Below are 25108 nucleotides of genomic sequence, written 5' to 3'. Positions count from 1 at the left end.
GTGTGCGGCCGGTGGGTGACCGGTCTTTGCCCCTCCTTTGCGGTGCGCCATTGTTGCAGCCCGTGCGGGCCCCGACGTGCCGGATGCCCCGTCGGGCGCGGGTCAGACGCGCACGGTGGCCCGGAAGATCGTGCCGGTTCCGGACACTTCGGCCTTTTCGTGCGCGGGGACGAAGACGGAGCGGCCGGGGGCGAGTTCGAGTGCGCCGGCCCGTACGGTGCCCGCCGTGCAGAGCAGGATCTGCGGGGTGGGCAGGGTGAGGTCGTGGGCGCCGGAGCCCTCGGGCAGGACGTAGCGGGACAGGCGGAACTCGTCGATCGGGGTGTCGTAGACCTCTTCGCCGTCGGGGGACGCCTCCGGGCGCAGGACGCCGGGGTCGCCCGCCTCGAAGCGGACGATGCGCAGGAGTTCGGGGACGTCGACGTGCTTGGGGGTGAGGCCGCAGCGCAGGACGTTGTCGGAGTTGGCCATGATCTCGACGCCCAGGCCGTTCAGGTAGGCGTGCGGGATGCCGGCGCCGAGGTACAGGGCCTCGCCGGGCTGGAGCCGGACGTGGTTGAGCAGCATCGCGGCGAGGACGCCGGGGTCGCCCGGGTAGTGGTGGGCGATGTCGGCGTACGGCCGGTAGGCGCCGCCGAGGCGGTCGCAGGCGGTCGCGGCCTCGGTGACCGTGCGGGACATCTCCTCGGGGTCGGCGGTGAGGATCGCGGTGAGGACCTCGCGCAGAGCGGCGTCCTCGGGGTGGGCGCGCAGCAGGTCGACGTACGGCTTGAGGGAGGCGACGCCGAGGCCGTCGAGCAGGTCGGCCGTTTCGGCGGGGGCCCGGAAGCCGCACAGGCCGTCGAACTCGGTGAGGGCGCAGATCAGTTCGGGCTTGTGGTTGGCGTCCTTGTAGTTGCGGTGCGGGGCGTCGAGGGGGACGCCGCGACGTTCCTCGTCCTCGTAACCGGCCCTGGCCTGGGCGAGGTCGGGGTGGACCTGGAGGGAGAGCGGGGCGCCGGCGGCGAGGAGCTTGAGGAGGAAGGGCAGCCGGGGGCCGAACCTGGCCACGGAGGCGGGGCCCAGTTCCTTCTCGGGGTCGGCGTCGACGACCTCGGCGAGCGTGCCCCGGTCGGTGCGGGAGGGGGCGCCGGGGTGGGCGCCCATCCACATCTCCGCCTGCGGTTCGCCGGTCGGCTCGGTCCCGAGCAGGGTGGGGATCGCGGTCGTGGAACCCCAGGCGTAGGGGCGGACGGTGTTGTCGAGGCGGTCCATGAGCTCTTTCTGCCGGTGCGTGCGTGTGCGTGGGCGATGGTGCGCCGGGGTCAGGCTCCCGAGGCGAGCGCCAGGTAGACGGCGGCGAAATCCGTGATGGCGATCAGTTCGGCGAGGGTCTCCAGTTCGCCGCCCGCTTCCGGTTCCAGTTCGCTGATCGGCGTGTCGTGGCCGAGGGCCAGGTCACGGGCGTTGGGGGCGGCGGTGAGGCCGCCGATGGGACGGTCGCGGAGCAGCACCACACGCGCGCGCAGGGCGGCCGGCTCCTCGACGCGGTCGCGGAAGAAGTCGTCGGGGTCGGCGCCGGCGGCGAGCCGGCCGGCGAGCAGGGCGCTGTGCGCGGCGAGCGCCTCGGGCAGGTCGGCGACGATCGCGGGGGTGCCGGACAGTTCCGCGAGGGCGGCGGCGAAACGGCGGCCCGCGGGGCCGGCGGAGGTGCCCTCGGTCCAGACGACGGGAAGGGACTCGGCCAGCTCGGACGCCAGGGTCTTGGCGGGGTTGCTGTAGGTCACGATGGCGGGCCCGCAGCGTTCGGCGACGGCGTCGAGGCGGTCGGCGACCTTCTCGACGGCCTCGGGCGGCGCCTCGAGCAGGCCGGTGCGGTCCAGCAGCGCGAGGAGCGGGGTGAGCAGCGCCCACAGGACGCCGGGGGCGGCGCCGGCGAGGGGCTCGTCGTGGTCGTACGGCGCGGTCGCCATCGGGATGAACAGGCCGCGCGAGGCACTCACCGAGTCGCTGAGCGGGGACCCGGCGGGGGCGACGGCGACGACCGTGCAGCCCCGGCGGTAGGCCTGTTCCGCGAGCAGGGACAGGCCCGGCTCGGCGCCGTCGGGGGTGGCGATCAGCAGGAGGTCCACGGAACCGGCCCAGCCCGGCAGTTCCCAGCGCAGGGCGCCCGCGGCCGGGGCGACGCCGGTGGGGGCGAGGCGGATGACGGGGCTGCCCGGGCCGGCGAGGGTGCCGAGGAGGTCGGCGGCGTGGGTGGCGGCGGCGCCGGGTCCCGCGATCAGTACGGCGCGGGGGCGGCCGTCCGGCTTGAGGTTGCCGACGCCGGCCTCGGCGGCGTGCCGGGCTGCGGTGCGGACGCGGGCACCGGCCTCGGCGGCGCCGCGGAGCAGACCGCGGCGGTCGGCCTCGGTGAGGCGCTCCGGGGCGTCGAGGAGCGATTCGTCGAGCATGGCGGCAGGTCTCCGATCGCCGGGGCGTTCGTTCGGTTGCGCGGGGTCGTCGCCGGGTTGCCGGTCGCCTGGCCTGCGGTTACTCGGGGCGGCGGGCCTCGTCGACGAGGAGGACGGGGATGCCGTCGCGCACCGGGTACGCCAGGCCGCAGTCCTGGCCGGTGCAGATCAACTCCGCGTCCTGCTCCTTGAGGGGGGCGTGGCAGGCCGGGCAGGCGAGGATCTCCAGGAGGCCGGCTTCGAGCGGCATGGGGGTTCCCTTCGGGGGCGGTGGGGCTTGTGCGGATGTGCTGGTCAGGGTACCGCCGGGGCGAGACCCGTGCGGGTGCCCCATGATGAAACCGGCGTTGGTGCTGGAGGGCGCGCGGCCCGGCGCCCACGGGGTGCCTCCCCACTCCCGGCTTCGGTCGAACGGGAGGTGCCCCCACCGCCCGCAGCGGCGGCGGGAGGGGCGGCACTGCGGTCCGCCGAACGGCGGCTAGGCCCGGATGATCGCCAGCGCCTCGTCCCGCACCTTCGTCATCGTCGCCTCGTCGCGGGCCTCCGCGTTCAGGCGGAGCAGCGGCTCGGTGTTGGAGGGGCGGACGTTGAACCACCAGTCGCCGGAAGTGACGGTGAGGCCGTCCAGGTCGTCCACGGTGACGTCCTCGCGGCCCTCGTACGCGGCCCGGATCGCGGCGAGGCGGGCCTGCTGGTCGTCGACGGTGGAGTTGATCTCGCCGGAGCCGCTGTAGCGGTCGTACGCGGCGACCAGGGCGGACAGCGGGCCGTCCTGCTCGCCGAGGGCGGCGAGGACGTGGAGCGCGGCCAGCATGCCGGTGTCGGCGTTCCAGAAGTCGCGGAAGTAGTAGTGCGCGGAGTGCTCGCCGCCGAAGATGGCGCCGGTCCTGGCCATCTCGGCCTTGATGAAGGAGTGGCCCACGCGCGTGCGTGCCGGTGTGCCGCCGTTCTCCCGCACGACCTCAGGGACGGACCAGGAGGTGATCAGGTTGTGGATGACCGTGCCCGTGCCGCCGTTGCGGGCCAGTTCGCGGGCGGCCACGAGGGCGGTGACCGCGGACGGGGAGACCGGGTCGCCGTTCTGGTCGACGACGAAGCAGCGGTCGGCGTCGCCGTCGAAGGCGAGGCCGAGGTCGGCGCCCTCCTCGCGGACGCGCCGCTGGAGGTCGACGAGGTTGGCCGGGTCGAGCGGGTTGGCCTCGTGGTTGGGGAAGGTGCCGTCCAGTTCGAAGTACATCGGCACGAGGTCGAGGGGCAGGCCGGCGAAGACCGTGGGGACGGTGTGACCGCCCATGCCGTTGCCCGCGTCGACGACGACCCTGAGGGGCCGGATGCCGGTGAGGTCGACGAGGGAACGCAGGTGGGCCGCGTAGTCGGCGAGCGTGTCGCGCCGGGTCACCGTGCCCGGACGGGACGCGGGCTCCGGGGCGCCGGTGTCGCTCCAGCCCTCCACCAGGGCGCGGATCTCGGTGAGGCCGGTGTCCTGGCCGACCGGGGCGGCGCCCGCGCGGCACAGTTTGATGCCGTTGTAGCGCGCGGGGTTGTGCGAGGCCGTGAACATGGCGCCCGGCAGGCCGAGCGCGCCGGAGGCGTAGTACAGCTGGTCGGTGGAGCACAGGCCGATCTCGGTCACGTCGGCGCCGCGGGCCGCCGCACCGCGCGCGAAGGCGCCGGACAGGCCGGGGGACGAGGGCCGCATGTCGTGGCCGACGACGACGGCGTCCGCGCCGGTCAGCTCGACGAAGGCCGCGCCGAACAGCTCGGCCAGCGACTCGTCCCACTGGTCCGGGACGACACCGCGCACGTCGTACGCCTTCACGATCTGCGACAGATCAGCAGCCACGGCCAACCTTCCTGAAAGTCCTGTCGGAGCCCACAAACTACCCGTAGGGACCGGCGGGCCGCCCGGAAGGTTCCCTCAGGTCAGGGCAGCATCCAGCCCAGGACGGCGGTGGACTGCCCGACCACGATCAGGCACATGATCAGCAGGAGGCCGAGGCTCCAGGGCAGCACCTTGCGCAGCAGGTCGCCTTCGCGGCCCGCGAGTCCGACGGCGGCGCAGGCGATGGTGAGGTTCTGCGGGGAGATCATCTTGCCGAGGACGCCGCCGGAGCTGTTGGCGGCGGCCAGCAGCTCGGGCGAGAGGCCGGACTCCCGCGCGGCGGTCACCTGGAGGGCGCCGAAGAGGGCGTTGGCGGAGGTGTCGGAGCCGGAGACGGCGACGCCGAACCAGCCGAGCACCGGGGAGAGGAAGGCGAGCCCGGCGCCGGCCGCGGCGACGAAGTGGCCGATGGTGGCGGCCTGTCCGGAGAGGTTCATGACGTAGGCGAGGGCGAGGACCGAGGTGACGGTGAGGATCGCGAACCGCAGTTCGCGCACGGTCGCGAGCCACTCCGTGACCGCCACGCGCGCGTGCACGCCGAGCACGACGGCCGTGGCCAGCCCGGCGAACAGCACGAGCGTGCCGCCGGTGGAGACGATCGGCCAGGAGAAGACGTTGCCGCCGACCGGCTTGCCCTCGGGGTCGAGCACGTCGAGGAACGGCCAGTCGTAGGTCTGAGTGGCCTTCGCCAGCCAGTCCTTGACGGCCGGGATCTGCGCGACGGAGAAGACGGCGACGATCAGCGCGTACGGCGCGTAGGCCCGCACCACCTCCCGCGCGGAGTCCGCCTCGTCCAGTTCCTCGCTGCGCACGCCGGTCAGCACGGACGCCCGTACGGGCTCGGCGGCGGGCCGACGGGAGTGCGGTACGGCGACCAGGGCGCCCGCGCCGATCAGGGCGGCGGCGATGTCGGCGAGCTGGGCGGAGACGTGGTTGGAGGCGGCGAACTGGGCGACGGCGAAGGCGACCCCGCAGGCCAGCGCGGGGATCCAGGTCTCGCGCAGTCCGCGCCGGCCGTCCACCAGGGCGACGAGGAGCAGCGGTACGACGAGGGCCAGCAGGGGCGTCTGGCGGCCCACGACGGAGGCGACGTCGTCCAGGGGCAGCCCGGTGACCTGGGCCAGCGTCACCACCGGGGTGCCCATCGCGCCGAAGGCGACCGGCGCGGTGTTGGCGACCAGGGAGACGACCGCGGCGCGCACGGGGTCGAAGCCGAGGGCGACGAGCATGACCGAGCAGATCGCGACGGGTGCCCCGAACCCGGCGAGGGCCTCCAGCAGGGCGCCGAAGCAGAAGGCGACGACGAGGGCCTGGATGCGGGGGTCGTCGGACAGGCGGCCGAAGGAGCGGCGCAGGATGTCGAAGTGCCGGGTTCGGACCGTCATCCGGTAGACCCACAGGGCGTTCACGACGATCCACAGGATGGGGAAGAGGCCGAAAACCGCGCCCTGGACGGCGCTGGAGGCCGTCTGGTCCAGCGGCATGCCGTAGGCGAGCCGGGCGACCAGTACGGCGGCCAGCAGGCCGATGAGGCCCGCCAGGTGCGCCTTCATGCGCACGCCGCCCAGCAGGACGAGGACGATCACCAGTGGCAGGGCCGCCACCAGGGCCGACAGGCCGAGCGAACCGGCGACGGGTTCCAGCTCCTGCACGTACACGCACGCCTCCCCGGATTCCGTCATGCGAAAGCGATTTATCGCGGCTTCCGGAATGGTCGTGTCCGCGACAACAAGGCGTCAATGGGTGTGCGGGAACGGACGCGACCGGGGACACCCGAGTGAAAGGAGGGAAGACGAGGAGGGAAGACGAGAAAGGCGAGAAACCCGTCGCGCGGGGCTCAGTTGTCCGGCGAGCGCAGCACGCGCAGGTGGCCGCGGCGCGCGACCTCCATCGGGTCGGCACTCCGCGCACCCCCGGCCTCGGCCGCCCGCTCCTGGGGCCGGGCCGCCTCGCGCACCGCGTTGGCGAGCGCCTCCAGGTCGTCGCCGGTGGGACGGGCCGGGGCGGATCCGTCGAGCAGGCGGACGACCTCCCAGCCGCGGGGGGCGGTGAGGCGCTCGGAGTGCTCGGCGCACAGGTCGTAGCAGTGGGGTTCGGCGTAGGTGGCGAGCGGGCCGAGGACCGCGGTCGAGTCGGCGTAGACGTACGTCAGCGTCGCGACGGCGGGACGGCCGCAGGCGGTGCGCGAACAGCGACGTACAGGGCTCACGATGTTGGACGGTACCGCACTCTTGAGCGGGCCGCGACGACTCTCCACCGGGTCACACCCCCGTGTCGTGGCGTGAAACGGCCTGCGCACCCTCCGGAACAGGCCCCTGTGACCTGCGCGGACACCCACACCCAGGGGCCCGCGCGACCTGGCAGGCGGTCATGACCCGATACAAACAATGACATTTGCCTTGAGTTCCACGGTCGCGGAGAGATACGGAATTGAGCCCAACCTTGGCTGGAATGGTCATCCTGCGACAAGCGGAGCGGGCCGCCGCCACGCCGCCCGCGGTGCGCGCGCGGCCGGGCACGCCGCCCCGGCGGGGACTACCCTTCACCAGTGATGGACAACCCCGTGACGCCCCGTGATACCGGCCGCCCAGGACCCCGCCGTCGTGATCGCCACGGTCGGGGCATGCGCGGCCCGGTCGCGCCCCCGCAGGTGCCGCTCGCCGCGAGCCGCGGCGAGGTGTTCGCGGACCTGGTGCAGGACTCCGTGGAGCGCCTGGAGCGGCGCTGGCCGCAGCTCGCCGACATCGACTTCCTCGTCCTCGACGTGCCGCGCCCGCCCGCGGCCGGAGAGGCGTGGAACGACGAGGCGGTCCCGCTCGGGGGCACGGTGCCCTCGCGCGACGGGCGGCGCGGGCGGGTCGTGGTGTACCGGCGACCGGTGGAGATCCGGACCAAGGGGCGGGACGAGCGCGCGCTGCTGGTGCACGAGGTCGTCGTCGAACAGGTCGCGGAGCTGCTGGGACTGACACCGGAGACGGTGGATCCCCGGTACGGGGAGGACTGAGCGGCGGGGGCCCGGGCGCCCCGGCCACTACTTCTGCAGGACCGAGAGGTCCTCCTCCGCGTTCGGCACCGAGACCGTGCCGCGGTCGTCGGGGAGGGTCTGGACGGTGAAGGCCGCCACGTCCTCGTCCGACCCCGTCAGGACGCGGGACGCGTGGACGGGGCCGCCCGAGACCGTCTCGACGGTCAGCGCGTAGGAGCCCTTGAGTCCGGCGGGGACCGGTGCGTCGACGTTCTGCGTCGTGCCGGCCTTGATGGTGTACGTCTTGGTCGCCGGCGTGCCGCCCTCGGTGCCCGCCGACGCCGTGACCTTGACCTGCGCGGCCTCCCCGGACGCGGTCAGGGCCAGGGTCGTGCTCTTGGCGCGGTTGTCCACGACCGTCGCCCGCGCACCGACCGGGTCGGAGGCCGGAACGAACGCGGACTCCTGCTCGTCGCCCTTGCCCCGCACGACCCGCACCGCGGCCACGACCGGCACGGACCGGTCCGTCGGGGTCAGCACCAGCGAGCCCGCCTCGCCGCGGGTGACCTCGCCGAGGTCGACGCCGGTCGTCATACCGGCCTTGACGTGCACCGTCTCGTGACCGGCGGGCGTGATGAGCCCGGACGGCGAGGCGAGTCGCACCTTCAGGTCGGCGTCGGTGCCGCCGGGCGTGAACAGCACCAGGCGCACGGCGGTGGCGTCCTTCGGGATGCCCGGCAGCACGAGGTCGCTCGCCGGGTCGGCGGACGCGGTCAGCCAGTCGCCGCCGGTCTTGTCGTCCAGGGCCTGCACCGCGGCGCCGAGCCGTCCGCTGCGCACGCCGACGTGCACGGTCAGGTCGGTCTCCTTCACGTCGCTGAGCGTGGACAGCAGCAGGGACTCACTGGCGTGCGGCGGCACCGTGACCCCCTCCCCCACCGTGGACTTCAGGGCGCCGTCCTTGCCGTACAGCTCGATGTCCACGACGGCCGCCGAGTCGTCCGGGTTCGTCAGGTGGACGTAGTCGGTGCGGCCGGTCGCCGTGCTGGCGCCCGGGAACCAGAACTCCGTGTCCGGGGCGGCGCAGTTGACACCCTGCAGGCCGCGGCCCGTCCCGGCGGCGACCTCCGTGGTCTGCTGCACCGTCCAGCCCGGCGCGGGGGCGCCCTCGGCGGTGCCGATCAGCGCGGGTGTGTCGGCGCCACTCGTGTCCCCGGCGACGGGCGTGCCGGGCGCCTTGGGCTGGAGGACCGGCTTCCCCGCCTTCTCGCCCTTGTCGCCCTTCTCCTCGGTTGTGCCGCCGCCCTTGCCGTCCTCGGTGGCGTCGGCCGACTCCGCCGCGGTGAGCGTCGCGCCGCCCTTCGCGTCGGCGCCCTTCGTGACGGGCGTGAAGGACGTGTAGGCGGTCTCGGCGAGGTCGGAGGTGCTGGGCGCCGGGCACAGCAGGCTGGTGCGCTCCACGGGCAGCCGGGCGGCCGGTGGAGCGCTGTCCGTGCCCGAGCCGTCCGGGGCGGACACCGCCGCGAAACCGGTGACCGCGGCGAGCACCGTCGCACAGGCGATCAGGGACAGGGTCGTGCGCTTCACTGCTGGCTCCCGTCGGGACGCTCACTGCCCGTGCCGTGCGGCTGCTGGGGCTGCTGGTGCTGGGAAGGGTCGTACGGCGTGTCGTAGCCGCCCTGGCCGTACGCCTGGTCGAAGGCGGCGTCGTAGCCGCCCTCCTGAGCCTGCGTCGGATCTCCGTAGGCGTAGGGGTCGTACTGGCCCGCTCCGTAGGGTGCGCCCTGGCCGTCGTGCCCGCCGTGCCCGCCGTGCCCGCCCTGGCCGCCCTGGTAGGCGTCCGACGGGTACGGGTCCGCCGCCTGGTACGGCTGCTGTCCGTACGCGCCCGGGTCGTACTGCTGAGCGCCCTGGTACTGCTCGCCGCCGTAGCCGCCGTCGTACGAGGCGTACTCGGCGCCGGTGTACGCCGTCGCGTCCCATTCCCCGTACCCCGGCTGCTGCGGGACCGGCACCGGTGCCGTCGCGGGCGGCTCGGGCACCTCGGGGGCGTCCCCCGCGGCCTCGGGGCCCGGGTCCGCCGGTGTGTCCGCCGCTGCCTCGGCCTCGGCCTGGGCCCGCAGTCGCCGTGCCCGGCGCCCTTCGCCCTCGACGGGCTGGGCGGGGACGAGCGCTTCGTCGGGCAGGTCGTCGTCGACGTCGCGGCGCCTGCCGGGCAGGGCGAGGACGACCAGGACGACGGCGAGGAGCCCTTGGGCCCACAGCCAGGCCGTGTGCGTGAACGGATCGTCGTAGGTGACGTCCAGCCGGCCGCCGGAGGCGGGGAGTTCGAAGCCCTGGGCCCAGCCGTCGACCGTGGTGCGGGTGAGCGGCTTGCCGTCCAGCGTGGCGGTCCAGCCCTCGGCGGCGGTGTCGGCGAGGCGCAGCACACGGCCCTCGGGGCCCGCCTTGATGTCGGTGTGGATCTCCACGGGCCCGGCCGCCACGGGCTCGGGCTCGCCGCCGCCGGACGCCCCGGCACCGGACTCGCCGCCGGACACGATGGTCGCGCGCGCGACCTCCTGGTCCACCCGCCACAGTCCGCTGCCGTCCTGCTGGCTGAGCCTGCTCAGTCCGGGCGTGGCGTCCAGGACACGGGTGACCTCGCGGGGCGCGCCCTTGTGCACGAGCACGTAGCGCACGGCGAACCCGCCGAGCTGGTCGGCCTGGTCGGCGCCGGAGCCGGCCACGAGGTTGGCGACGACCTTGTCGAGGGTGCTGTTGCCGCCGTCCCCGGAGGCCAGTTCGCCGTCGCCGAGGCGGGCGCCGGAGCCGCGGACCAGCATGTAGCCCACGTGCGCGGCGGAGTCGCTGTCGAGGACGAGGGTGCGGGCCTGGTCGCGGGTGTGGCTCTCCTCGGCGACGAACGCGGGCACCTGGACGGGGTCGCGTCGCTCCACGGGGCCGTCGGCGCCGCCGATCATCCAGCCGGCGGCGGCGATCAGCGGCCCGAGGGCCGAGGCGAGGGCGATCAGGGCGGCGACGGGCTGGCGCCAGCCGAAGCTCTGCTCGGCCACCCGGAAGCGCGCGCCGTCGGCGCCGAGGGTCGCGGCGGACAGCAGCGCGATGCCGTAGACGAGGGTGGCGGGTCCGGCCCAGGCCGACTGGTTGGACAGGACGGCGAAGACGAGGGCGACCAGGGCGACCGCCCAGGCCGTCCGGATGCCCAACTGCCGCTCGGGGCGCAGCAGGGCGGCCAGCGCGGCCAGCACGACGCCGACGAGGAAGAGCCCGCCCACCGTGCCGGGGCCGCCGGGGCTGGCGCCGAGCAGGTCGAGGGCGGAGGCGGCCGAGGCGCCGTAGTCGAGCCCGGCCTCGTCGAAGAAGCCGAACGGCAGCAGCGACAGCGACCAAGGGGCGAGCAGCAGCAGCGGGGTGCCGAGCTGGGCGAGGAAGCGCGGCCCGTACGCCGTGATCTCGCCGCGGCGCAGGGCCAGGACGCCGAGGCCGAGGACCAGTGCGACCGGCCACACGACGGGCGTGAAGGCGGTGGTGATGGTCAGCAGCAGGGCGTACGCCCAGGTGGCGCGCCAGCTGCCACGGGCACCGGAGGAGCTCGTCAGGCCGGCCGCCGCGACGCCCGCGCGCGCGATGAGCGGCAGCAGCACGGCGAGGACGGCGGTGCCGATGCGCCCTCCGGCGAGCGCGCCGGTGGCGGCGGGCAGGAAGGCGTAGGCGACCGCGGCCCAGGCGCGCAGCAGCCGGGACGGGACCAGCGGGCGGGAGGCGAAGTACGCGGTGGCGCCGGCCAGGGGCACCGAGCAGACCAGCAGCAGGGTGACGGCGAGTCCGGTGGAGCCGAGCAGCACGGAGGCGAGCGTGGCGACGAGCGCGAGATAGGGCGGCGCGGACGCGGTGCCGCCGGTGCCGACCGTGTGCCAGGCGTCCGCGTACCGCGACCACAGCTCGCCCGCGCCGGCCGGTGCGGGCAGCAGCGCGCCGCCGGACAGGGCGCCGCTGCCGAGGAGCGCGCGGCAGGCGGCCAGGGAGACGAGCAGCAGCACCAGGAAGAGCACCGGTCCGGGCTTGCGGGCGATGCGCTTGAGGCGGGCGAACTGCTCGATCTCCAGGAAGTCGGCGTCGTCGCCGCCGGGTCCGGACTCGATGCCGCCGCCGTGCCGTCCGGCACCCGCGGCGGCCTCGGCGTCGGAGCTGCCGAAGAGGTCGCCCGCGACCTGCTCGACCGTCGCGCGGATGGTCGCGCCGGGGGGCGGGAAGAGGGGCCGCAGCTCGTCCTTCTCGACCTGCGGGCTGCCGCGTTCGCGTCGGCCCGCGATGATCCGCTCGGGGCGCAGCAGAACGCCCAGCAGGCCGCGGATCTCGTCGAGGGCCTGTCCGGGGACCTTGCCGACGAGGTAGGCGACGGTGCGCAGCAGGGTGCCGAGGACGACGCGCAGCAGTACCCAGGGCAGGGCGGCGGTGCGGACATTGACCAGGAGGGTGTGGACGGCGCCGGCCTTGTCCACCTTGTGCGGTGAGGCGGTGGTGCGGCCCGCGCAGTCGACGGCGCGGCGTTCGCGCGAGGCCGCCTCGGCGTGGCGGACGACCGCCTCGGGGGCGACGAGGACGCGCAGTCCGGCGGCGTGCGCGCGCCAGCACAGGTCGACGTCGTCGCGCATCAGGGGCAGCCGGCGGTCGAATCCGCCGAGCCGCTCGAAGACGTCGCGCCGGATCAGCATGCCGGCGGTGGACACCGACAGCACGCTCCTGACGTGGTCGTGCTGGCCCTGGTCCTGTTCGCGACGGTCCAGACCGGTCCAGCGGCGACCGGAGTTGGCGATGGAGACGCCGACCTCCAGCAGCTGCCGGCGGTCGTACCAGCCGCGGAGCTTGGGGCCCACGACGGCGACGTCGTCGCGGCCGAGTTCGTACTCGGTGTCCACGACGCGCAGCAGTTGGGCGAGGGCTTCCGGCTCCGGGGCGCAGTCGTCGTGCAGCAGCCACAGCCACTGGACCGGCTCTCCGTGGGGGAGCTCCGGCAGGTCGTAGGCGTCGTCGCGCCAGGAGCGGGTGACGGGGTCCCAGCCGCTGGGCCGCCTCAGATACGGCAGGTCCTCGGGGGTGAGGACGGGGGCGGTGCGGGCGGCCTCCTCGACGGCCTGGCCGAAGCCGGTGCGCCGGGCGAGGTGGAGCACGCGGTCGTCGCCGAGGGCGTCGGCGACCAGCCGGGAGGAGTCGTCGGCGCTGCCGGTGTCGGCGGCCACGGCGTACTGGACGGGGCGCTCCTGGCCGAGCAGCCCGGCGAGCGCGTCGGGCAGCCAGCGGGCTCCGTCGTGGGCGACGAGGACCGCGGTCACCACGTGACGCGGGAACTCAGGTGTGGCAGCGAGGTCGTGCTGGGCTGCCGTGTGACTCTGCACGGACATCGAGGTACGGGCCCCGGTTCGGTGGACTGCGGTGGACGCCCGCGCCTGTGGGAAACGGCGGGGTGTCTCGGACGAGCGCCCACACTATCGGCTGGACACAGGGGCGGCCCGCCGCCTGTGGACAACCCACCGACGACGGGCCGTTCCCGCTGTTCGGACCGATTCTGCCGCTGCGTCAGACCGCGGCCGTCAGACCGCCGCCTTCTTCAGCCGACGGCGCTCCCGCTCGGAGAGGCCGCCCCAGATACCGAAGCGCTCGTCGTTGGCAAGGGCGTACTCGAGGCATTCGGAGCGGACCTCACAGGCGAGGCAGACCTTCTTGGCCTCGCGGGTGGAGCCGCCCTTCTCGGGGAAGAAGGACTCGGGGTCGGTCTGGGCGCACAGTGCGCGCTCCTGCCAGCCGAGTTCCTCGTCCGCGTCGTCGACCAGCAGTTGCTGCACCAGCTCGGTCATGTGCGCCCCTCGTCTGTCTTTCGCGTCCCCGTGATCTAGCCGTTACCGATTCCGGCTGAACGACACGAGTGAAATTACAAGTGTGCTGCTCCGGGCGAGTCAAGCCGAGATCTGCTATTGAGCCCCTTATTCACTCTGCGGAACCAAGGCCGTGCAGTAAGTGTTCAAATCGCCATAAACCTTGACATAGCAAAGAGGCCCGCAGGGCACCCGTCCCGATTCACTCCTGCACCAGGAAGGACGCCCTGGCGTTCGATCCCGTTCCGATACACAAGCCGAAGCGAACCTGATCACATTCGGATCACGGGATCGCAACGGGGGTTGTGCGCCCGGCTTGTGCGCCATGTGTCCCGGAAGCCGTCTGAGCAAACCTTTCGCCAGCGCGATCAACCGGATGAGGTGAAACATGTCCCACATAACGGGCATCGAGTTGACAGTGCTGGTGTGAACCGCTGTCCTAGTGGGCATGCTCGCGAACTTGGCGCCCACCTCGACCCGCACCGCCGGGTCCCACGGTGCTGCCCGTGCTCGCTGTAGCTGTTGCCGCTGTTCCAGCTGTTGAGCCCACCGCGCTCCGGCTGTCCCCGACTCCACGCGACTCGACTACCGCGTTCCCGCCCCACCAGGGCGTTGCTTCGTCCTTCGCTCCGCTCCCCCGCACTCTTCCGCCGAGGAACCCCCGCACCCATGAACAGCGACAGCGACCTCCAGATCGCCGGCGACATCCTCGAAGTCCCCCACCTCCTCCAGGCCCCGCGCGAGCACCCGGCCACCGTCGCCGAGTTCGCCGGCCTCGTCCGCTCCATCGCCGCCGACCGCTCCCAGTGGGAGCCCCTCGTCCGGTACGACGCGACGACACGCTGGTACCACCGGCTGCGCACCGGGCCCGGGTACGAGGTCTGGCTGCTGTCCTGGGTGCCGGGACAGGGCAGCGGACGCCACGACCACGGCTCCTCCTCGGGCGTGTGGACGGTCCTGGAGGGCACCCTCACCGAGCACACGGCACGCGGCACGCACGCGTTGGGCACCGGCACGCAGCGCGTGTCCGCGCCGGGGTACGTGCACGAGGTGGTCAACGACACGCTGGAGCCGGCGGTCAGCCTCCACGTCTACTACCCGGGCCTGACCGAGATGCCGATGCACGCCCCGAAGTGCTCGGCCGCCGCCGTGCCCGAGGACGCCGCCGCCGACGCCGCACCGGCGCGGTGACGATCGGCCGAGCCTTCTACCGGCCGACCCGTCCGTCGACTGACCCGTCCGTCGACTGACCCGTCCATCGGCCCACCCGTCCATCGGCCCACCCGTCCATCGGCTGACCCGCTGTCGTACCCGCCTGTAAGACTGGGGCCATGCGCATTGTGGTTCTGGCAGGCGGCATCGGCGGTGCCCGGTTCCTGCGTGGTCTCAAGAAGGCCGCGCCGGACGCGGACATCACGGTCATCGGCAACACCGGCGACGACATCCACCTCTTCGGGCTCAAGGTCTGCCCGGACCTCGACACGGTGATGTACACGCTCGGCGGCGGCATCAACGAGGAGCAGGGCTGGGGGCGGGCCGACGAGACCTTCCACCTCAAGGAGGAACTGGCGGCGTACGGCGTCGGCCCCGAGTGGTTCGGCCTCGGCGACCGCGACTTCGCCACGCACATCGTGCGGACGCAGATGATCACGGCGGGCTTTCCGCTCAGCGCGGTGACCGAGGCGCTGTGCGACCGCTGGAAGCCCGGCGTGCGGCTCATCCCGATGACCGACGACCGCGTGGAGACGCACGTGGCGGTCGAGCTGGACGGGGAGCGCAAGGCGGTCCACTTCCAGGAGTACTGGGTACGCCTGCGCGCCTCCGTCCCGGCCGAGGCGGTCGTGCCGGTCGGCGCTGAGCAGGCCAAGCCGGCGCCCGGCGTCCTGGAGGCCATCGCCGAGGCCGACGTGATCCTCTTCCCGCCCTCCAACCCGGTCGTCTCCGTCGGCACGATCCTGGCCGTGCCCGGCATCCGCGAGGCGATCGCCGACGCCGGGGTGCCGGTAGTCGGCCTGTCCCCCATCGTCGGCAACGCGCCCGTGCGCGGGATGGCCGACAAGGTGCTCGCCGCGGTCGGCGTGGAGTCCACGGCCGCCGCGGTCGCCGAGCACTACGGCTCGGGCCTGCTGGACGGCTGGCTGGTCGACACGGTCGACGCGGACGCCGTCACCCGGGTGAAGGCGGCCGGCATCCTCTGCCGCGCCGTACCGCTGATGATGACCGACCTCGACGCCACGACGCGGATGGCCCGCGAGGCGCTGACGCTGGCGGAGGAGGTGCGGGAGGCGTGAGCGACCACACGCGCGACGGCGCTTCCGGGCGCCCGGACGGTTACCGGGTCTGGGCCCTGCCCGGGATGCCCGAGGTGCGGACCGGCGACGACCTGGCCAAGCTGATCGCGGCCGCCGAGCCCGCCCTGGCCGACGGGGACGTGCTGCTCGTCACGTCCAAGATCGTCTCCAAGGCCGAGGGCCGGGTCGTGGAGGCCGCCGACCGCGAGGCCGCCATCGACTCCGAGACCGTACGGGTGGTGGCCCGGCGCGGCTCGCTGCGCATCGTGGAGAACCGCCAGGGCCTGGTCATGGCCGCGGCCGGCGTCGACGCCTCCAACACCCCGGCCGGGACCGTACTGCTGCTCCCCGAGGACCCCGACGCCTCCGCGCGCCGCATCCGCGAGGGACTGCGCGACACGCTCGGCGTGGACGTCGGCGTCATCGTCACCGACACCTTCGGGCGCCCCTGGCGGGCCGGACTCACGGACGTGGCGATCGGCGCCGCGGGCGTCCGCATCCTCGACGACCTGCGCGGCGGCACGGACGCGCACGGCAATCCGCTCAGCGCCACCGTCGTCGCCACGGCCGACGAGCTGGCCGCCGCGGGCGACCTGGTCAAGGGCAAGGCCGCGGGCCTGCCCGTCGCCGTCGTGCGCGGGCTGCCGCAGGTGGTCGCCGAGGGCGACGGCGAGGGCGCGCGGGCGATGGTGCGCGGCGCGCGCGACGACATGTTCCGCCTCGGCACCTCGGAGGCGGTGCGGCAGGCGGTCACACAGCGGCGTACCGTACGGGCCTTCACGGACGAGCCGGTCGACCCCGACGCCGTGCGCCGGGCGGTGGCCGCGGCGGTGACCGCGCCCGCGCCGCACCACACGACGCCGTGGCGGTTCGTGCTCCTGGAGTCCGAGGAGTCCCGCACCCGGCTCCTCGACGCGATGCGGGACGCCTGGATCGCGGACCTGCGGCGCGACGGCAAGAGCGAGGAGTCCATCGCCAAGCGCGTGCGGCGCGGCGACGTCCTGCGCAACGCGCCCTACCTCGTCGTCCCCTGCCTGGTCATGGACGGTTCGCACACCTACGGGGACGCGCGCCGTGACGGGGCCGAGCGGGAGATGTTCGTCGTCGCCACCGGCGCGGGCGTGCAGAACCTGCTCGTCGCGCTCGCCGGGGAGCGGCTGGGTTCCGCCTGGGTGTCCTCGACGATGTTCTGCCGTGACGTCGTGCGGGACGTGCTGGGACTGCCGGGCGACTGGGACCCGATGGGGGCGGTGGCGGTCGGGCATCCGGCCGAGGAGCCGAAAGCCCGGGCGGAGCGGGACGCGGAGGCGTTCATCGAAGTGCGGTGAGGTCTCGGCTCCCGGCCTCTACCCTCGTAGGGGCCCTATCCCTCTCCTTCCCCTCTCGTCGTCTCTTCTCTTCGTCTCTTCTCGTCGTCTCTTCTCGTCAGGGCTCTCCCCCGCTCCCCACTTCGCCCAAGGACCTCACTCGTGGCAGGACGTTTCGCTCCCCGGCCCCCGCGCGCCGCTGTGCGCGGCGGGATACCCCGGCAGGCGCCCGCGCCGGGCCGGGTACGGGTGTGGGTGCCGGACGGGCCGCTGGACCTGGGGCTGGTGCTCGGTCCGCTGCGGCGCGGGCCGGGCGATCCGACGTTCCGGACGATGCCGGACGGGTCGGTGTGGCGGGCCAGCCGGACGCCCGCCGGGCCGGGCACGCTGCGGGTCACCGCGCGCGGCGGTGAGCTGCGGGGCGAGGCCTGGGGGCCGGGGGCCGAGTGGCTGCTGGAGCAGCTGCCGCGGATGCTGGGCGCCGAGGACGACCCGTGCGCGTTCGTGCCGCGGCACCGGCTGCTGGCGGTGACCGCCCATCGGCGCCCGGGGCTGCGGCTGGCGCGGACCGGGCTGGTGCTGGAGTCGCTGATCCCCTCGGTCCTGGAGCAGAAGGTCACGACGCTGGAGGCGTACCAGGCGTGGCGGCTGCTGGTGCGCAAGTTCGGGGAACCGGCGCCGGGGCCCGCGCCCGGGCGGATGTGTGTGATGCCGTCGGCCCGGACGTGGGCGCTGATCCCGTCCTGGGAGTGGCATCTGGCCGGGGTGGACAACAAGCGGGCGTCGACGATCCTGCGGGCCGTACGGGTCGCCGCGCGGCTGGAGGAGGCGGCGGGGATGGAGCCGGCGGCCGCGCAGGAGCGGCTGGAGCTGGTCTCCGGGATCGGGCCGTGGACGTCGGCGGAGACCGTGCAGCGCAGTCACGGGGCGCCGGACGCGGTGACGGTGGGCGATCTGCATCTGCCGGGGATCGTGGGGTTCGCGCTGGGTGGGGACCGGTACGCGGATGACGCCGAGATGCTGCGGTTGCTCGAGCCCTATGCGGGGCAGCGGCATCGGGCGGCGCGGTTGGTCCTGTTGAGTGGGCGGGTGCCGGAGAGGCGGGCGCCTCGGATGGCTCCGCGGGGGATCGAGCGGCTGTAGGTGGCCGGGGGGTCACCTGGCACCCGCGTGGGTGTGGGGGGGCGGGCCGGATGCTGCTGCGCCCACCCGTGCCGCCCCGGGGGTACACCTCTCACGCCGTTCAGGCACGCGGGGTTGCACGACCGCCCCGCAGCTGCGCGGCCCGCGGCTATGAGGCGTCCGGGGAGAAGCGCAGGGACGCCGGGGGGATGTGGGCGTTGCACCAGATGCGGGCGCCGGAGCGGAGTTCGTTGTCGGCGCCGATGACCGCGCCGTCGCCGATGACCGTGTCGGCGAGGACCGAGCGGGTGCCGACGCGGGCGCGGGTGCCGATGAGGGAGTCGGTGATGACGGCACCCGGCTCGATGACGGCACCCGGCAGGATCGTGCTGCCGAAGACGCGCGCCCCCTCCGCCACGAAGGCGCCCTCGCCGACCACCGTGCCGCCGGCCAGCTTGGCGTCGGGGGCGACCCGTGCCGTGGGCAGGACGAGCCGGTCGCCGCAGCGGCCCGGTATGGCCGGGGACGGGGCGCGGCCCAGGACCAGGTCGGCCGAGCCGCGGACGAAGGCCGCCGGGGTGCCCAGGTCCAGCCAGTACGTGGAGTCGACCATGCCCTGCAGGTGCGCGCCGGTGGCGAGCAGTTCGGGGAAGGTCTCGCGCTCGACCGAGACCGGGCGCCCCGCCGGGATCGTGTCGATGACGGAGCGCCGGAAGACGTACGCCCCCGCGTTGATCTGGTCGGTGACGATCTCCTCGGGCGTCTGGGGCTTCTCCAGGAAGGCGAGCACCCTGCCCGTGTCGTCCGTGGGGACCAGGCCGTACGCCCTCGGGTCGGTCACCTGCGTCAGGTGCAGGGAGACGTCCGCGCCCGTCGTCTCGTGGGTGCGGACCAGCGCGCCGATGTCGAGGCCCGTCAGGATGTCGCCGTTGAAGATCAGCACCGGTTCGTCGGGGCCGGAGTGCAGCCGGGACGCCACGTTGCGGATGGCGCCGCCGGTGCCGAGCGGCTCCTCCTCCGTGACGTACTCCAGGTGCAGGCCCAGCGCCGAGCCGTCGCCGAAGTACGGCTCGAAGACCTCGGCCAGATAGCTCGTCGCCAGCACGATGTGCTCGACGCCGGCCGCCTTGGCCCGCGCCAGCTGGTGCGTGAGGAACGGCACTCCGGCGGCCCGGACCATGGGCTTGGGCGTGTTCACCGTGAGCGGGCGCAGCCGCGTGCCCTTGCCGCCGACCAGGAGGATCGCTTCTGTCACCTGTCGTCTCTGCTTCCTGCCGGGACCGGCCGAACTGTCTTTCGGCGGGCCAGTGTATGCAGACCGTTCCCGCGCTCAGCGGCCCTGGTACTTCGCCGCCTTCGAACGGGCCGTGCCGAGCTTGGCGTAGAGCTTCTTGCCGGGGCAGTTGGTGGCGAAGCCGTCACGATGACCGGAGATGACGTTCAGTCGTACTTTCTTGCCCTTTCGGTAGAGGTTGCCACCTCCGGACTTCAGGTATGTCTTTCCGCGCGGATTGATGCCGTAGAGCCCAACCTTCCACGCGGTGAGCCGGGCGATCGCCTTCAGCGCCGCCGGCGACGGCTTCGTCGCGCTGTAGGTGCCGAGCACGGCGATTCCCATGCTGTTGGCGTTGAACCCCAGGGTGTGGGCGCCCAGCACCGGCTTGGACACGCCTCCGGCCCGGCCCTCGTAGATCTGTCCGCACTTGTCGACGAGGAAGTTGTAGCCGAGATCACGCCAGCCCATGCTGTTGACGTGGTAGCGGTAGATGCTGCGGACGACTGACGGCGCCTGCGAGCAGCGGTAGTTGTTGCCGGTGGCCGAGTGGTGCACGAAGGCCGTCTTGACCTTCTTCGTGTACACGTACCCCTTCTCGCGCAGCTTCTCGTCGGCGCCCCAGCCGCGGCGCGTGGTGATGCTCGGGCGGGGGCCGACGTGCGGCTCGGCCCGCTGCCGAGCGGGAAGCGCGGGAAGCGCGGGGAGTACAGAGGGTGCCGCCCCGGTCCGCGCGCGGTTCGTCGGCGCTGGGCCGCCCTTGCCGGGGTCGACGAGTTCGAGGCGCAGGCCGGTGGGGAGCGGGGAGGCGGACCGGGCGGTTCCGGGCTGGTTCTCGGCCCGTGCCCGCACCTCGACGCCGTCGGACTCGCCCACCCACAGCGGTGCGGTGGCGCCGCGGACGCGGCCCGAGGCGCTCTCCGGGGTGCCCGGGTCGGCGGCGTGTTCGGCGTTGTGCGTCTCCAGTTGCTGCCAGCCGGACCAGGTGCCGGTGGCGGTGGCACGGGTACGGACCTCGACGCGGCCGTGAAGTTCGGCGGCGGGGCTGTCCCAGACGACGCCGACGAGCGAGAAGCGCCGTACGTGCCGGGGGTGCAGGCCCTGCTCGGCCGCACCGGGGGCACGGTCGCGGGCCAGGGGCGCGAGGGGCAGCGACTGGGTGCCGCCGGGGGCGTACGCCGGGGGCCGTGCGGTCGGACTCGTCGCGGGTGGGGCCGGGGAGGTGGCGGCTGCCGCGGGCGGGGCGAGCGGGAGGGCCAGGGCCGCCGCGCACGTGACACCGGTCGAGGAAGCTAGGAATCCACGCATGCCCCTGATACTGGACATGATCGGACAAACATGTCCATCGGGGAACTGACGGGGCGTAGGGTTTTTTGGTCCGATCCGGTGGTGGTGCGGTACGCCGTCCGCTCGGTGTCCGTTGCCCGGCCCGCGTACGCTTGCGCGGGTGAACGCGACCGACCGCACCCCTGCCGACCTGCTGAGTTCCGCGCTCGCCGCGGACCCGGGACGCCCCCTGGTGACCTTCTACGACGACGCCACGGGCGAACGCGTCGAACTGTCCGTGGCCACCTTCGCCAATTGGGTGGCCAAGACCGCGAATCTGCTCCAGGACGAGCTGTCCGTAGAGCCCGGCGACCGCGTGGCGCTGCTGCTGCCCGCGCACTGGCAGACGGCGGTGTGGCTGCTGGCGTGCGCGTCGGTGGGTGTCGTCGCCGACGTGGCGGGCGATCCCGGGGCGGCGGACGTGGTCGTGAGCGGGCCCGAGCCGGAATCGCTGGAGGCGGCGCGGGCGTGCTCGGGCGCGCGGATCGCGCTGGCGTTGCGACCGCTGGGGGGCCGGTTCGCGCCGGCGCCGCCGGAGGGCTTCGCCGATTACGCGGTGGAGGTGCCGGGGCAGGGGGACCGGTTCGTGCCGTACGTGCCGGTGGACCCGGAGGCGCCGGCGCTGATCGTGGCCGGGCGGGAGTTCAGCGGGGCGGAGGTCGTGGAGCGGGCTCGGGCGGAGGCGGCCGGGCTGGGGCTCACGGGGCCGGGGGCGCGGATTCTGTCGGGGTTGCCGTACGACACGTGGGAAGGGCTGAGCGCGGGGTTGTACGGGCCGCTGGCGAGTGGGGGGTCGGTGGTGCTGTGCCGGCATCTGGAGCTGGCCGGAGCGGATGTGGTGGATCAGCGGATCGAGGCGGAGCGGGTTTCGGCGACGGCGCGGTGAGGTTTCGCCGGGGGGTGGTGAACCGGAGTCGGGGTGACGCCGGCGAGTCGGTGACCGGGTGCCGGCACGGGCCCCGACGTGGGTCTCGGCGCGGGGCGGGGCGGGGCGGGAGAGGACGAGCGGCTCGACACTGACCCGTGCTCAGCGTCGGTCTCGGCGCGGGGGCGGGACGGAACGGGCGGGGGCGGGACGCGTGGCCCGGCATTGCCCCGTCCCGGGCGTCCGTCTCGCCGCGGGGCGGGTTCGCGACCCGACGCCGACGGGGCATCCCAGGCCGTTCAGGCACTGGGAGGCACGAATTGCCCGCAGCGCCTGCCGCGGGAGCAACCCCGGTGCCGGAGGTCGCGTGCGGCACGAACGCCCGAGCTTCTTGCGGGGAGCGCGGCACGCACGCCAGCAGCTTGCCCCGTGGGCCGCCCGAACGTCCCCGGCCTGCGACGAGAGCAGCCCACGCACCCGAAGGCCACCTGCGACACGCACGCCGCGGCTCGCGGCGACACGGCACGCATACCCGCAGCAGCTCGCCCCGCGAGCCGCCCCGCACGCCCGCAGCCTGCGACGAGAGCAACCCACGCACCCTAAGGCCCCCCACGGCACACACGCCCGCAGCAGCTCGCGGCGAACACGGCACGCGCGCCCGCAGCAGCTCGCCCCGTGGGCCGCCCGCGCGTCCGGCGCTTGCGGGCGGGTGGGGCCCCGTTCGGCCTACCTGCGTTCTGCCTTCCGCGATCCCCCGGGGCATGGTCGTACCAGCGCGCGGGTGTGGACGGAGGCAGGTGTGGGTGATGACGCGGGCACGGCGGCCTCCCGCGGGGACCTGGGGCAGGGGGCGTCCGCGAGCGGGGTCGGGCTGAAGCGGCGGCGGCGCAGGCGGCGGCTGGGGATCGCCGGGATCGTGGTGGTCGCGCTGGCCGGGGGCGCGGTGGGCGTCGGGTGGGCGGTGTACGCCAAGCTGAACGGCAACATCACGGCGGACGAGGCCGCCGCGGCCGAACTCGCCCGGTACGAGAAGGAGCGGCCCACCTCGCTGGTGCGCGGCGCGCAGAACGTGCTGCTGATCGGGTCGGACTCGCGGGCCGGGGACGGCAACGCCCGCTACGGCCGGGACTCCGGGACCGAGCGGTCGGACACCACGATCCTGCTGCACCTGGCCGCGGGCCGGAACAGCGTCACCGCGGTCTCGCTCCCCCGCGACCTGATGGTGAACGTCCCCGGCTGCCACCGCCCGGACGGGTCACTCACCGAACCGGCGTTCCAGCAGTTCAACTACGCCTTCGCCGCGGGCGGTTCGGCGTGCTCGATCCGTACGGTGGAGAAGCTGACCGGTATCCGGATCGACCACCACGTGGTCGTCGACTTCGAGGGCTTCAAGGAGATGGTCGACGCGCTCGACGGCGTCGAGGTGTGCCTGCGCAAACCGGTCGACGACAAGGACGCCAAGCTGAAACTGCCCGCGGGCCGGGTGACCCTCGACGGGGAGCAGGCGCTCGGCTACGTCCGGGTCCGCAAGTCGCTCGGCGACGGCAGCGACACCGACCGGATGGACCGGCAGCAGCGCTTTCTGGGCGCCCTCGTGAAGAAGGTGCAGAGCAATGACGTGCTGCTGAATCCGGTGAAGCTGTATCCCGTTCTGGACGCCGCCACGTCGTCGCTCACCACGGACCCGGACCTGGCGAATCTGCGTGGTTTGTACGACCTGGTGCGCGGGCTGCGCGGCATTCCCACCGAGCGCGTGCAATTCCTGACCGTCCCCCGGGAGTCGTACGCGGGCGACGCCAATCGGGACCAGCTCGTGCAGCCCGCCGCCGAGAAGCTGTTCGCCCGCCTGCGGACGGACGAGCCGGTGACGGTCACGGCTTCCCGGCGGGACCCGACGGGCGGTACGGCGAATTCCGGCGACCCCGGTGACGCCGATTCCCCGGCGCCGACGTTCAGCGGGAACACCGCCGACGAGGACATCTGCGAGTAAAGCCCATTCCAAGAAGAAGCCACCCGTACGCAAGGCGGGCGCGTACGCGCGGACAATTGTCCGAGAAATGCGCCGGATTGCCCAGTTGTAAGGTTCGTGGAATGCGTCACTGCCGTCGCCGTGCACCGAACGGGGCGGTTAGTGTGAGCGATCCGGTGTGCCCGGCCGCGGAGTTCCGCCCTGGCCACGCACTGAACTGACGTGAGCGAGACCGGGCGCCCGGAGGGGAGGGCGCCGCGTGGCCCCGACGGAGGATTCGGACAACCGTGGACGCGCAAGGCCGTGGGCAGGCGGAGGGCATCGACCCCGCAGACCAGTGGGTACTCAACCCGGACACCGGCGACTACGAACTGCGACTGGCCCCTTCCGCACCGCAGTCACCGATCCCGTCCCCCCGCCGGTCCTCGCCGGCACCCGCCCCCGAGGTGCCCGCGCCGCGCAGGCGCCGCGCGACGCCGGAGGAGCCGCCGCCGGGACGGCGCGGTCGCCGGCGGCCGGCGAAGAAGAAGTCGAGGGGCAAGAAGATCCTGCTGTGGACCGGCGGCACGATGGCGTTCGTCATCCTCGCCGCGGGCTCCGCCGGGTACCTCTACTTGCAGCACCTCAACGGCAACATCGAGTCCCTGCCCGACGACGGTGCGAGCACCGGTGGGTTCAGCAAGGACCAGGCGATCAACATCCTGCTGATCGGCACGGACAAGCGCACCGGCTCCGGCAACGACGGCTACGGCGACAAGGGCAGCGCCGGCCACGCCGACACCACGATCCTGCTGCACGTCTCCAAGGACCGCTCCAACGCGACCGCCCTCAGCATCCCCCGCGACCTGATCGTCGACGTCCCCGACTGCCCGACCACCCAGGAGGACGGGACCACCAAGGTCATCCCGGGCTCATCCGGCGTCCGCTTCAACACCAGCCTCGGCCAGAGCGGCCGTACGCCCAGCTGCACCATGCGGACCGTCACCGAGCTGACCGGCGTCACGCCGGACAACTTCATGGTGGCCGACTTCAACGCGGTCAAGACCCTGACCTCCGCGGTCGGCGGCGTCGAGGTCTGTCTGGCGAAGGACATCAACGACCCCGACTCGCACCTGAACCTGCCGGCGGGCAAGCACACCGTCGAGGGCGAGCAGGCCCTGGCCTTCGTCCGCACCCGGCACTCGGTCGGCTTCGGCGGCGACCTGAGCCGCATCGAGATCCAGCAGCAGTTCCTCGGCTCGCTGATGCGCAAGCTGAAGTCCAACGACACGCTCACCAGCCCGACCAAGATGGTGAAGCTGGCCGAGGCGGGCACCGAGGCGCTGACCGTCGACGCCAAGCTGAAGAGCATCGGCAAGCTGAAGGACCTCGGTCTTGAGCTGGGCAAGCTCGACACCAAGAACCTGACCTTCGCCACGGTCCCGGTGAAGGACAACCCGGCCGAGAAGACACCGGTGACCGTCGTCCTCAAGGACGGGGACGCCCAGCAGGTCTTCGACCTGATCAAGAACGACGTCTCCTTCACCGAGGTCAAGCAGAAGGAGACCAGGCCGACCAGGCCCGCGCCCTCGCCGAGATCCTCGGCCTGTCCGGCGCCGCCATGAAGCCCGGCGAGAGCGTCACCAACTCCCAGGGCCTGCCCGCCATGACCCTCACCCTCGGCAAGGACTTCAAGGGCGCCGGCGTCAAGCTCGACGCCACTTCGGCGAAGGCACCGGCGGACCTCCAGAAGTCCACGGCGGACAAGGTCGAGTGCGCGAAGTGACCTGAGGGCCCCCACGACCGTCTGACAGGACGAGT

Annotated in this window: 18 protein-coding genes and 1 pseudogene; 8 read left to right on the top strand and 11 right to left on the bottom strand. The window is 73.4% G+C overall.

Going from position 1 to position 25108, the window contains the following annotated elements:
- Nucleotides 1–102: 102 nt before the first annotated feature.
- The 6 genes from manA to IE94_RS0132270 all read right to left on the bottom strand — a co-directional run bounded on the left by manA (nucleotide 103) and on the right by IE94_RS0132270 (nucleotide 6571).
- A complete protein-coding gene (gene manA / locus IE94_RS0132295; RefSeq protein WP_030191486.1) occupies nucleotides 103–1254 on the bottom strand; it encodes a mannose-6-phosphate isomerase, class I in 1152 nt (383 codons plus the stop codon).
- A gap of 50 nt (nucleotides 1255–1304) precedes the next feature.
- Nucleotides 1305–2432: an SIS domain-containing protein gene (locus IE94_RS0132290; RefSeq protein WP_030191484.1), complete on the bottom strand. Its 1128-nt coding sequence runs from the start codon at nucleotides 2430–2432 to the stop codon at nucleotides 1305–1307.
- 79 nt (nucleotides 2433–2511) lie between these two features.
- Entirely contained in the window at nucleotides 2512–2682 is a 171-nt protein-coding gene (locus IE94_RS36380; RefSeq protein ID WP_007450268.1) for a Trm112 family protein, read from the bottom strand.
- Nucleotides 2683–2910: 228 nt separating this feature from the next.
- A complete protein-coding gene (locus IE94_RS0132280; protein ID WP_030191481.1) occupies nucleotides 2911–4275 on the bottom strand; it encodes a phosphomannomutase/phosphoglucomutase in 1365 nt (454 codons plus the stop codon).
- An 80-nt stretch (nucleotides 4276–4355) separates the two neighbouring features.
- Nucleotides 4356–5972 carry an L-lactate permease gene (locus tag IE94_RS0132275; RefSeq protein ID WP_030191479.1) on the bottom strand — a complete coding sequence of 539 codons (1617 nt, stop codon included), beginning with the start codon at nucleotides 5970–5972 and terminating at the stop codon, nucleotides 4356–4358.
- Nucleotides 5973–6151: 179 nt separating this feature from the next.
- Nucleotides 6152–6571 carry a DUF3499 domain-containing protein gene (locus IE94_RS0132270; RefSeq protein WP_030191476.1) on the bottom strand — a complete coding sequence of 140 codons (420 nt, stop codon included), beginning with the start codon at nucleotides 6569–6571 and terminating at the stop codon, nucleotides 6152–6154.
- Nucleotides 6572–6865: 294 nt separating this feature from the next.
- Here IE94_RS0132270 and IE94_RS39630 point away from each other — a divergent pair, with 294 nt between their 5' ends.
- Nucleotides 6866–7318, top strand: coding sequence for a metallopeptidase family protein (locus IE94_RS39630; RefSeq protein WP_063829759.1), 453 nt, complete (start codon nucleotides 6866–6868; stop codon nucleotides 7316–7318).
- A gap of 27 nt (nucleotides 7319–7345) precedes the next feature.
- Here the strand turns inward: IE94_RS39630 and IE94_RS0132260 are convergent, their stop codons facing one another.
- From IE94_RS0132260 to IE94_RS0132250, 3 genes are all read right to left on the bottom strand, one after another.
- Nucleotides 7346–8866 (bottom strand): DUF5719 family protein, encoded by a 1521-nt coding sequence (locus IE94_RS0132260; protein ID WP_030191471.1) that lies wholly within the window; start codon nucleotides 8864–8866, stop codon nucleotides 7346–7348.
- Nucleotides 8863–12684: a glycosyltransferase family 2 protein gene (locus tag IE94_RS0132255; protein WP_078606648.1), complete on the bottom strand. Its 3822-nt coding sequence runs from the start codon at nucleotides 12682–12684 to the stop codon at nucleotides 8863–8865. The genes IE94_RS0132260 and IE94_RS0132255 overlap by 4 nt, the downstream gene beginning before the upstream one ends.
- Nucleotides 12685–12873: 189 nt before the next feature.
- Nucleotides 12874–13137, bottom strand: coding sequence for a WhiB family transcriptional regulator (locus IE94_RS0132250; protein ID WP_003975777.1), 264 nt, complete (start codon nucleotides 13135–13137; stop codon nucleotides 12874–12876).
- A gap of 687 nt (nucleotides 13138–13824) precedes the next feature.
- Between IE94_RS0132250 and IE94_RS0132245 the strand changes: the two genes are divergently transcribed.
- The 4 genes from IE94_RS0132245 to IE94_RS0132230 all read left to right on the top strand — a co-directional run bounded on the left by IE94_RS0132245 (nucleotide 13825) and on the right by IE94_RS0132230 (nucleotide 17896).
- Nucleotides 13825–14346 carry a cysteine dioxygenase gene (locus IE94_RS0132245; protein ID WP_030191466.1) on the top strand — a complete coding sequence of 174 codons (522 nt, stop codon included), beginning with the start codon at nucleotides 13825–13827 and terminating at the stop codon, nucleotides 14344–14346.
- A 140-nt stretch (nucleotides 14347–14486) separates the two neighbouring features.
- On the top strand, nucleotides 14487–15446 hold the full coding sequence (cofD, locus tag IE94_RS0132240; protein WP_030191464.1) for a 2-phospho-L-lactate transferase: 960 nt from the start codon (nucleotides 14487–14489) through the stop codon (nucleotides 15444–15446).
- Nucleotides 15443–16774, top strand: a complete 1332-nt coding sequence (locus IE94_RS0132235; protein ID WP_030191462.1) for a coenzyme F420-0:L-glutamate ligase — start codon at nucleotides 15443–15445, stop codon at nucleotides 16772–16774. The genes cofD and IE94_RS0132235 overlap by 4 nt, the downstream gene beginning before the upstream one ends.
- A gap of 141 nt (nucleotides 16775–16915) precedes the next feature.
- Complete coding sequence (locus IE94_RS0132230) at nucleotides 16916–17896, top strand: DNA-3-methyladenine glycosylase family protein (RefSeq protein ID WP_030191460.1); 981 nt, start codon at nucleotides 16916–16918, stop codon at nucleotides 17894–17896.
- A 148-nt stretch (nucleotides 17897–18044) separates the two neighbouring features.
- Here the strand turns inward: IE94_RS0132230 and manB are convergent, their stop codons facing one another.
- Together manB and IE94_RS0132220 are read right to left on the bottom strand one after the other, a co-directional pair.
- Nucleotides 18045–19130 carry a mannose-1-phosphate guanylyltransferase gene (gene manB / locus IE94_RS0132225; protein WP_030191458.1) on the bottom strand — a complete coding sequence of 362 codons (1086 nt, stop codon included), beginning with the start codon at nucleotides 19128–19130 and terminating at the stop codon, nucleotides 18045–18047.
- A gap of 75 nt (nucleotides 19131–19205) precedes the next feature.
- Nucleotides 19206–20456, bottom strand: a complete 1251-nt coding sequence (locus tag IE94_RS0132220) for a peptidoglycan recognition protein family protein (RefSeq protein WP_030191456.1) — start codon at nucleotides 20454–20456, stop codon at nucleotides 19206–19208.
- 139 nt (nucleotides 20457–20595) lie between these two features.
- Here IE94_RS0132220 and IE94_RS0132215 point away from each other — a divergent pair, with 139 nt between their 5' ends.
- The 3 genes and pseudogenes from IE94_RS0132215 to IE94_RS36375 all read left to right on the top strand — a co-directional run bounded on the left by IE94_RS0132215 (nucleotide 20596) and on the right by IE94_RS36375 (nucleotide 25073).
- Complete coding sequence (locus IE94_RS0132215) at nucleotides 20596–21360, top strand: TIGR03089 family protein (RefSeq protein ID WP_030191454.1); 765 nt, start codon at nucleotides 20596–20598, stop codon at nucleotides 21358–21360.
- Nucleotides 21361–22138: 778 nt separating this feature from the next.
- Nucleotides 22139–23329, top strand: coding sequence for an LCP family protein (locus IE94_RS0132210; RefSeq protein ID WP_030191452.1), 1191 nt, complete (start codon nucleotides 22139–22141; stop codon nucleotides 23327–23329).
- 266 nt (nucleotides 23330–23595) lie between these two features.
- Nucleotides 23596–25073: pseudogene (locus tag IE94_RS36375) on the top strand (LCP family protein).
- The last annotated feature ends 35 nt before the right edge of the window (nucleotides 25074–25108 follow it).

The sequence above is a fragment of the Streptomyces violaceorubidus genome, from assembly GCF_000717995.1.
Taxonomy (GTDB): Bacteria; Actinomycetota; Actinomycetes; order Streptomycetales; family Streptomycetaceae; genus Streptomyces; species Streptomyces violaceorubidus.
The sequence above is the reverse complement of the archived record's forward strand: the minus strand, read 5'-3'. Positions and strand labels throughout refer to the sequence as shown.

What these genes read in the sequence shown, in the direction of transcription:
- manA (WP_030191486.1), bottom strand. Translation starts at nt 1,254, where the DNA reads ATGGACCGCCTCGACAACACCGTCCGCCCCTACGCCTGGGGTTCCACG.
- IE94_RS0132290 (WP_030191484.1), bottom strand. Translation starts at nt 2,432, where the DNA reads ATGCTCGACGAATCGCTCCTCGACGCCCCGGAGCGCCTCACCGAGGCC.
- IE94_RS36380 (WP_007450268.1), bottom strand. Translation starts at nt 2,682, where the DNA reads ATGCCGCTCGAAGCCGGCCTCCTGGAGATCCTCGCCTGCCCGGCCTGC.
- IE94_RS39630 (WP_063829759.1), top strand. Translation starts at nt 6,866, where the DNA reads ATGGACAACCCCGTGACGCCCCGTGATACCGGCCGCCCAGGACCCCGC.
- IE94_RS0132255 (WP_078606648.1), bottom strand. Translation starts at nt 12,684, where the DNA reads ATGTCCGTGCAGAGTCACACGGCAGCCCAGCACGACCTCGCTGCCACA.
- IE94_RS0132250 (WP_003975777.1), bottom strand. Translation starts at nt 13,137, where the DNA reads ATGACCGAGCTGGTGCAGCAACTGCTGGTCGACGACGCGGACGAGGAA.
- IE94_RS0132245 (WP_030191466.1), top strand. Translation starts at nt 13,825, where the DNA reads ATGAACAGCGACAGCGACCTCCAGATCGCCGGCGACATCCTCGAAGTC.
- cofD (WP_030191464.1), top strand. Translation starts at nt 14,487, where the DNA reads ATGCGCATTGTGGTTCTGGCAGGCGGCATCGGCGGTGCCCGGTTCCTG.
- IE94_RS0132220 (WP_030191456.1), bottom strand. Translation starts at nt 20,456, where the DNA reads ATGCGTGGATTCCTAGCTTCCTCGACCGGTGTCACGTGCGCGGCGGCC.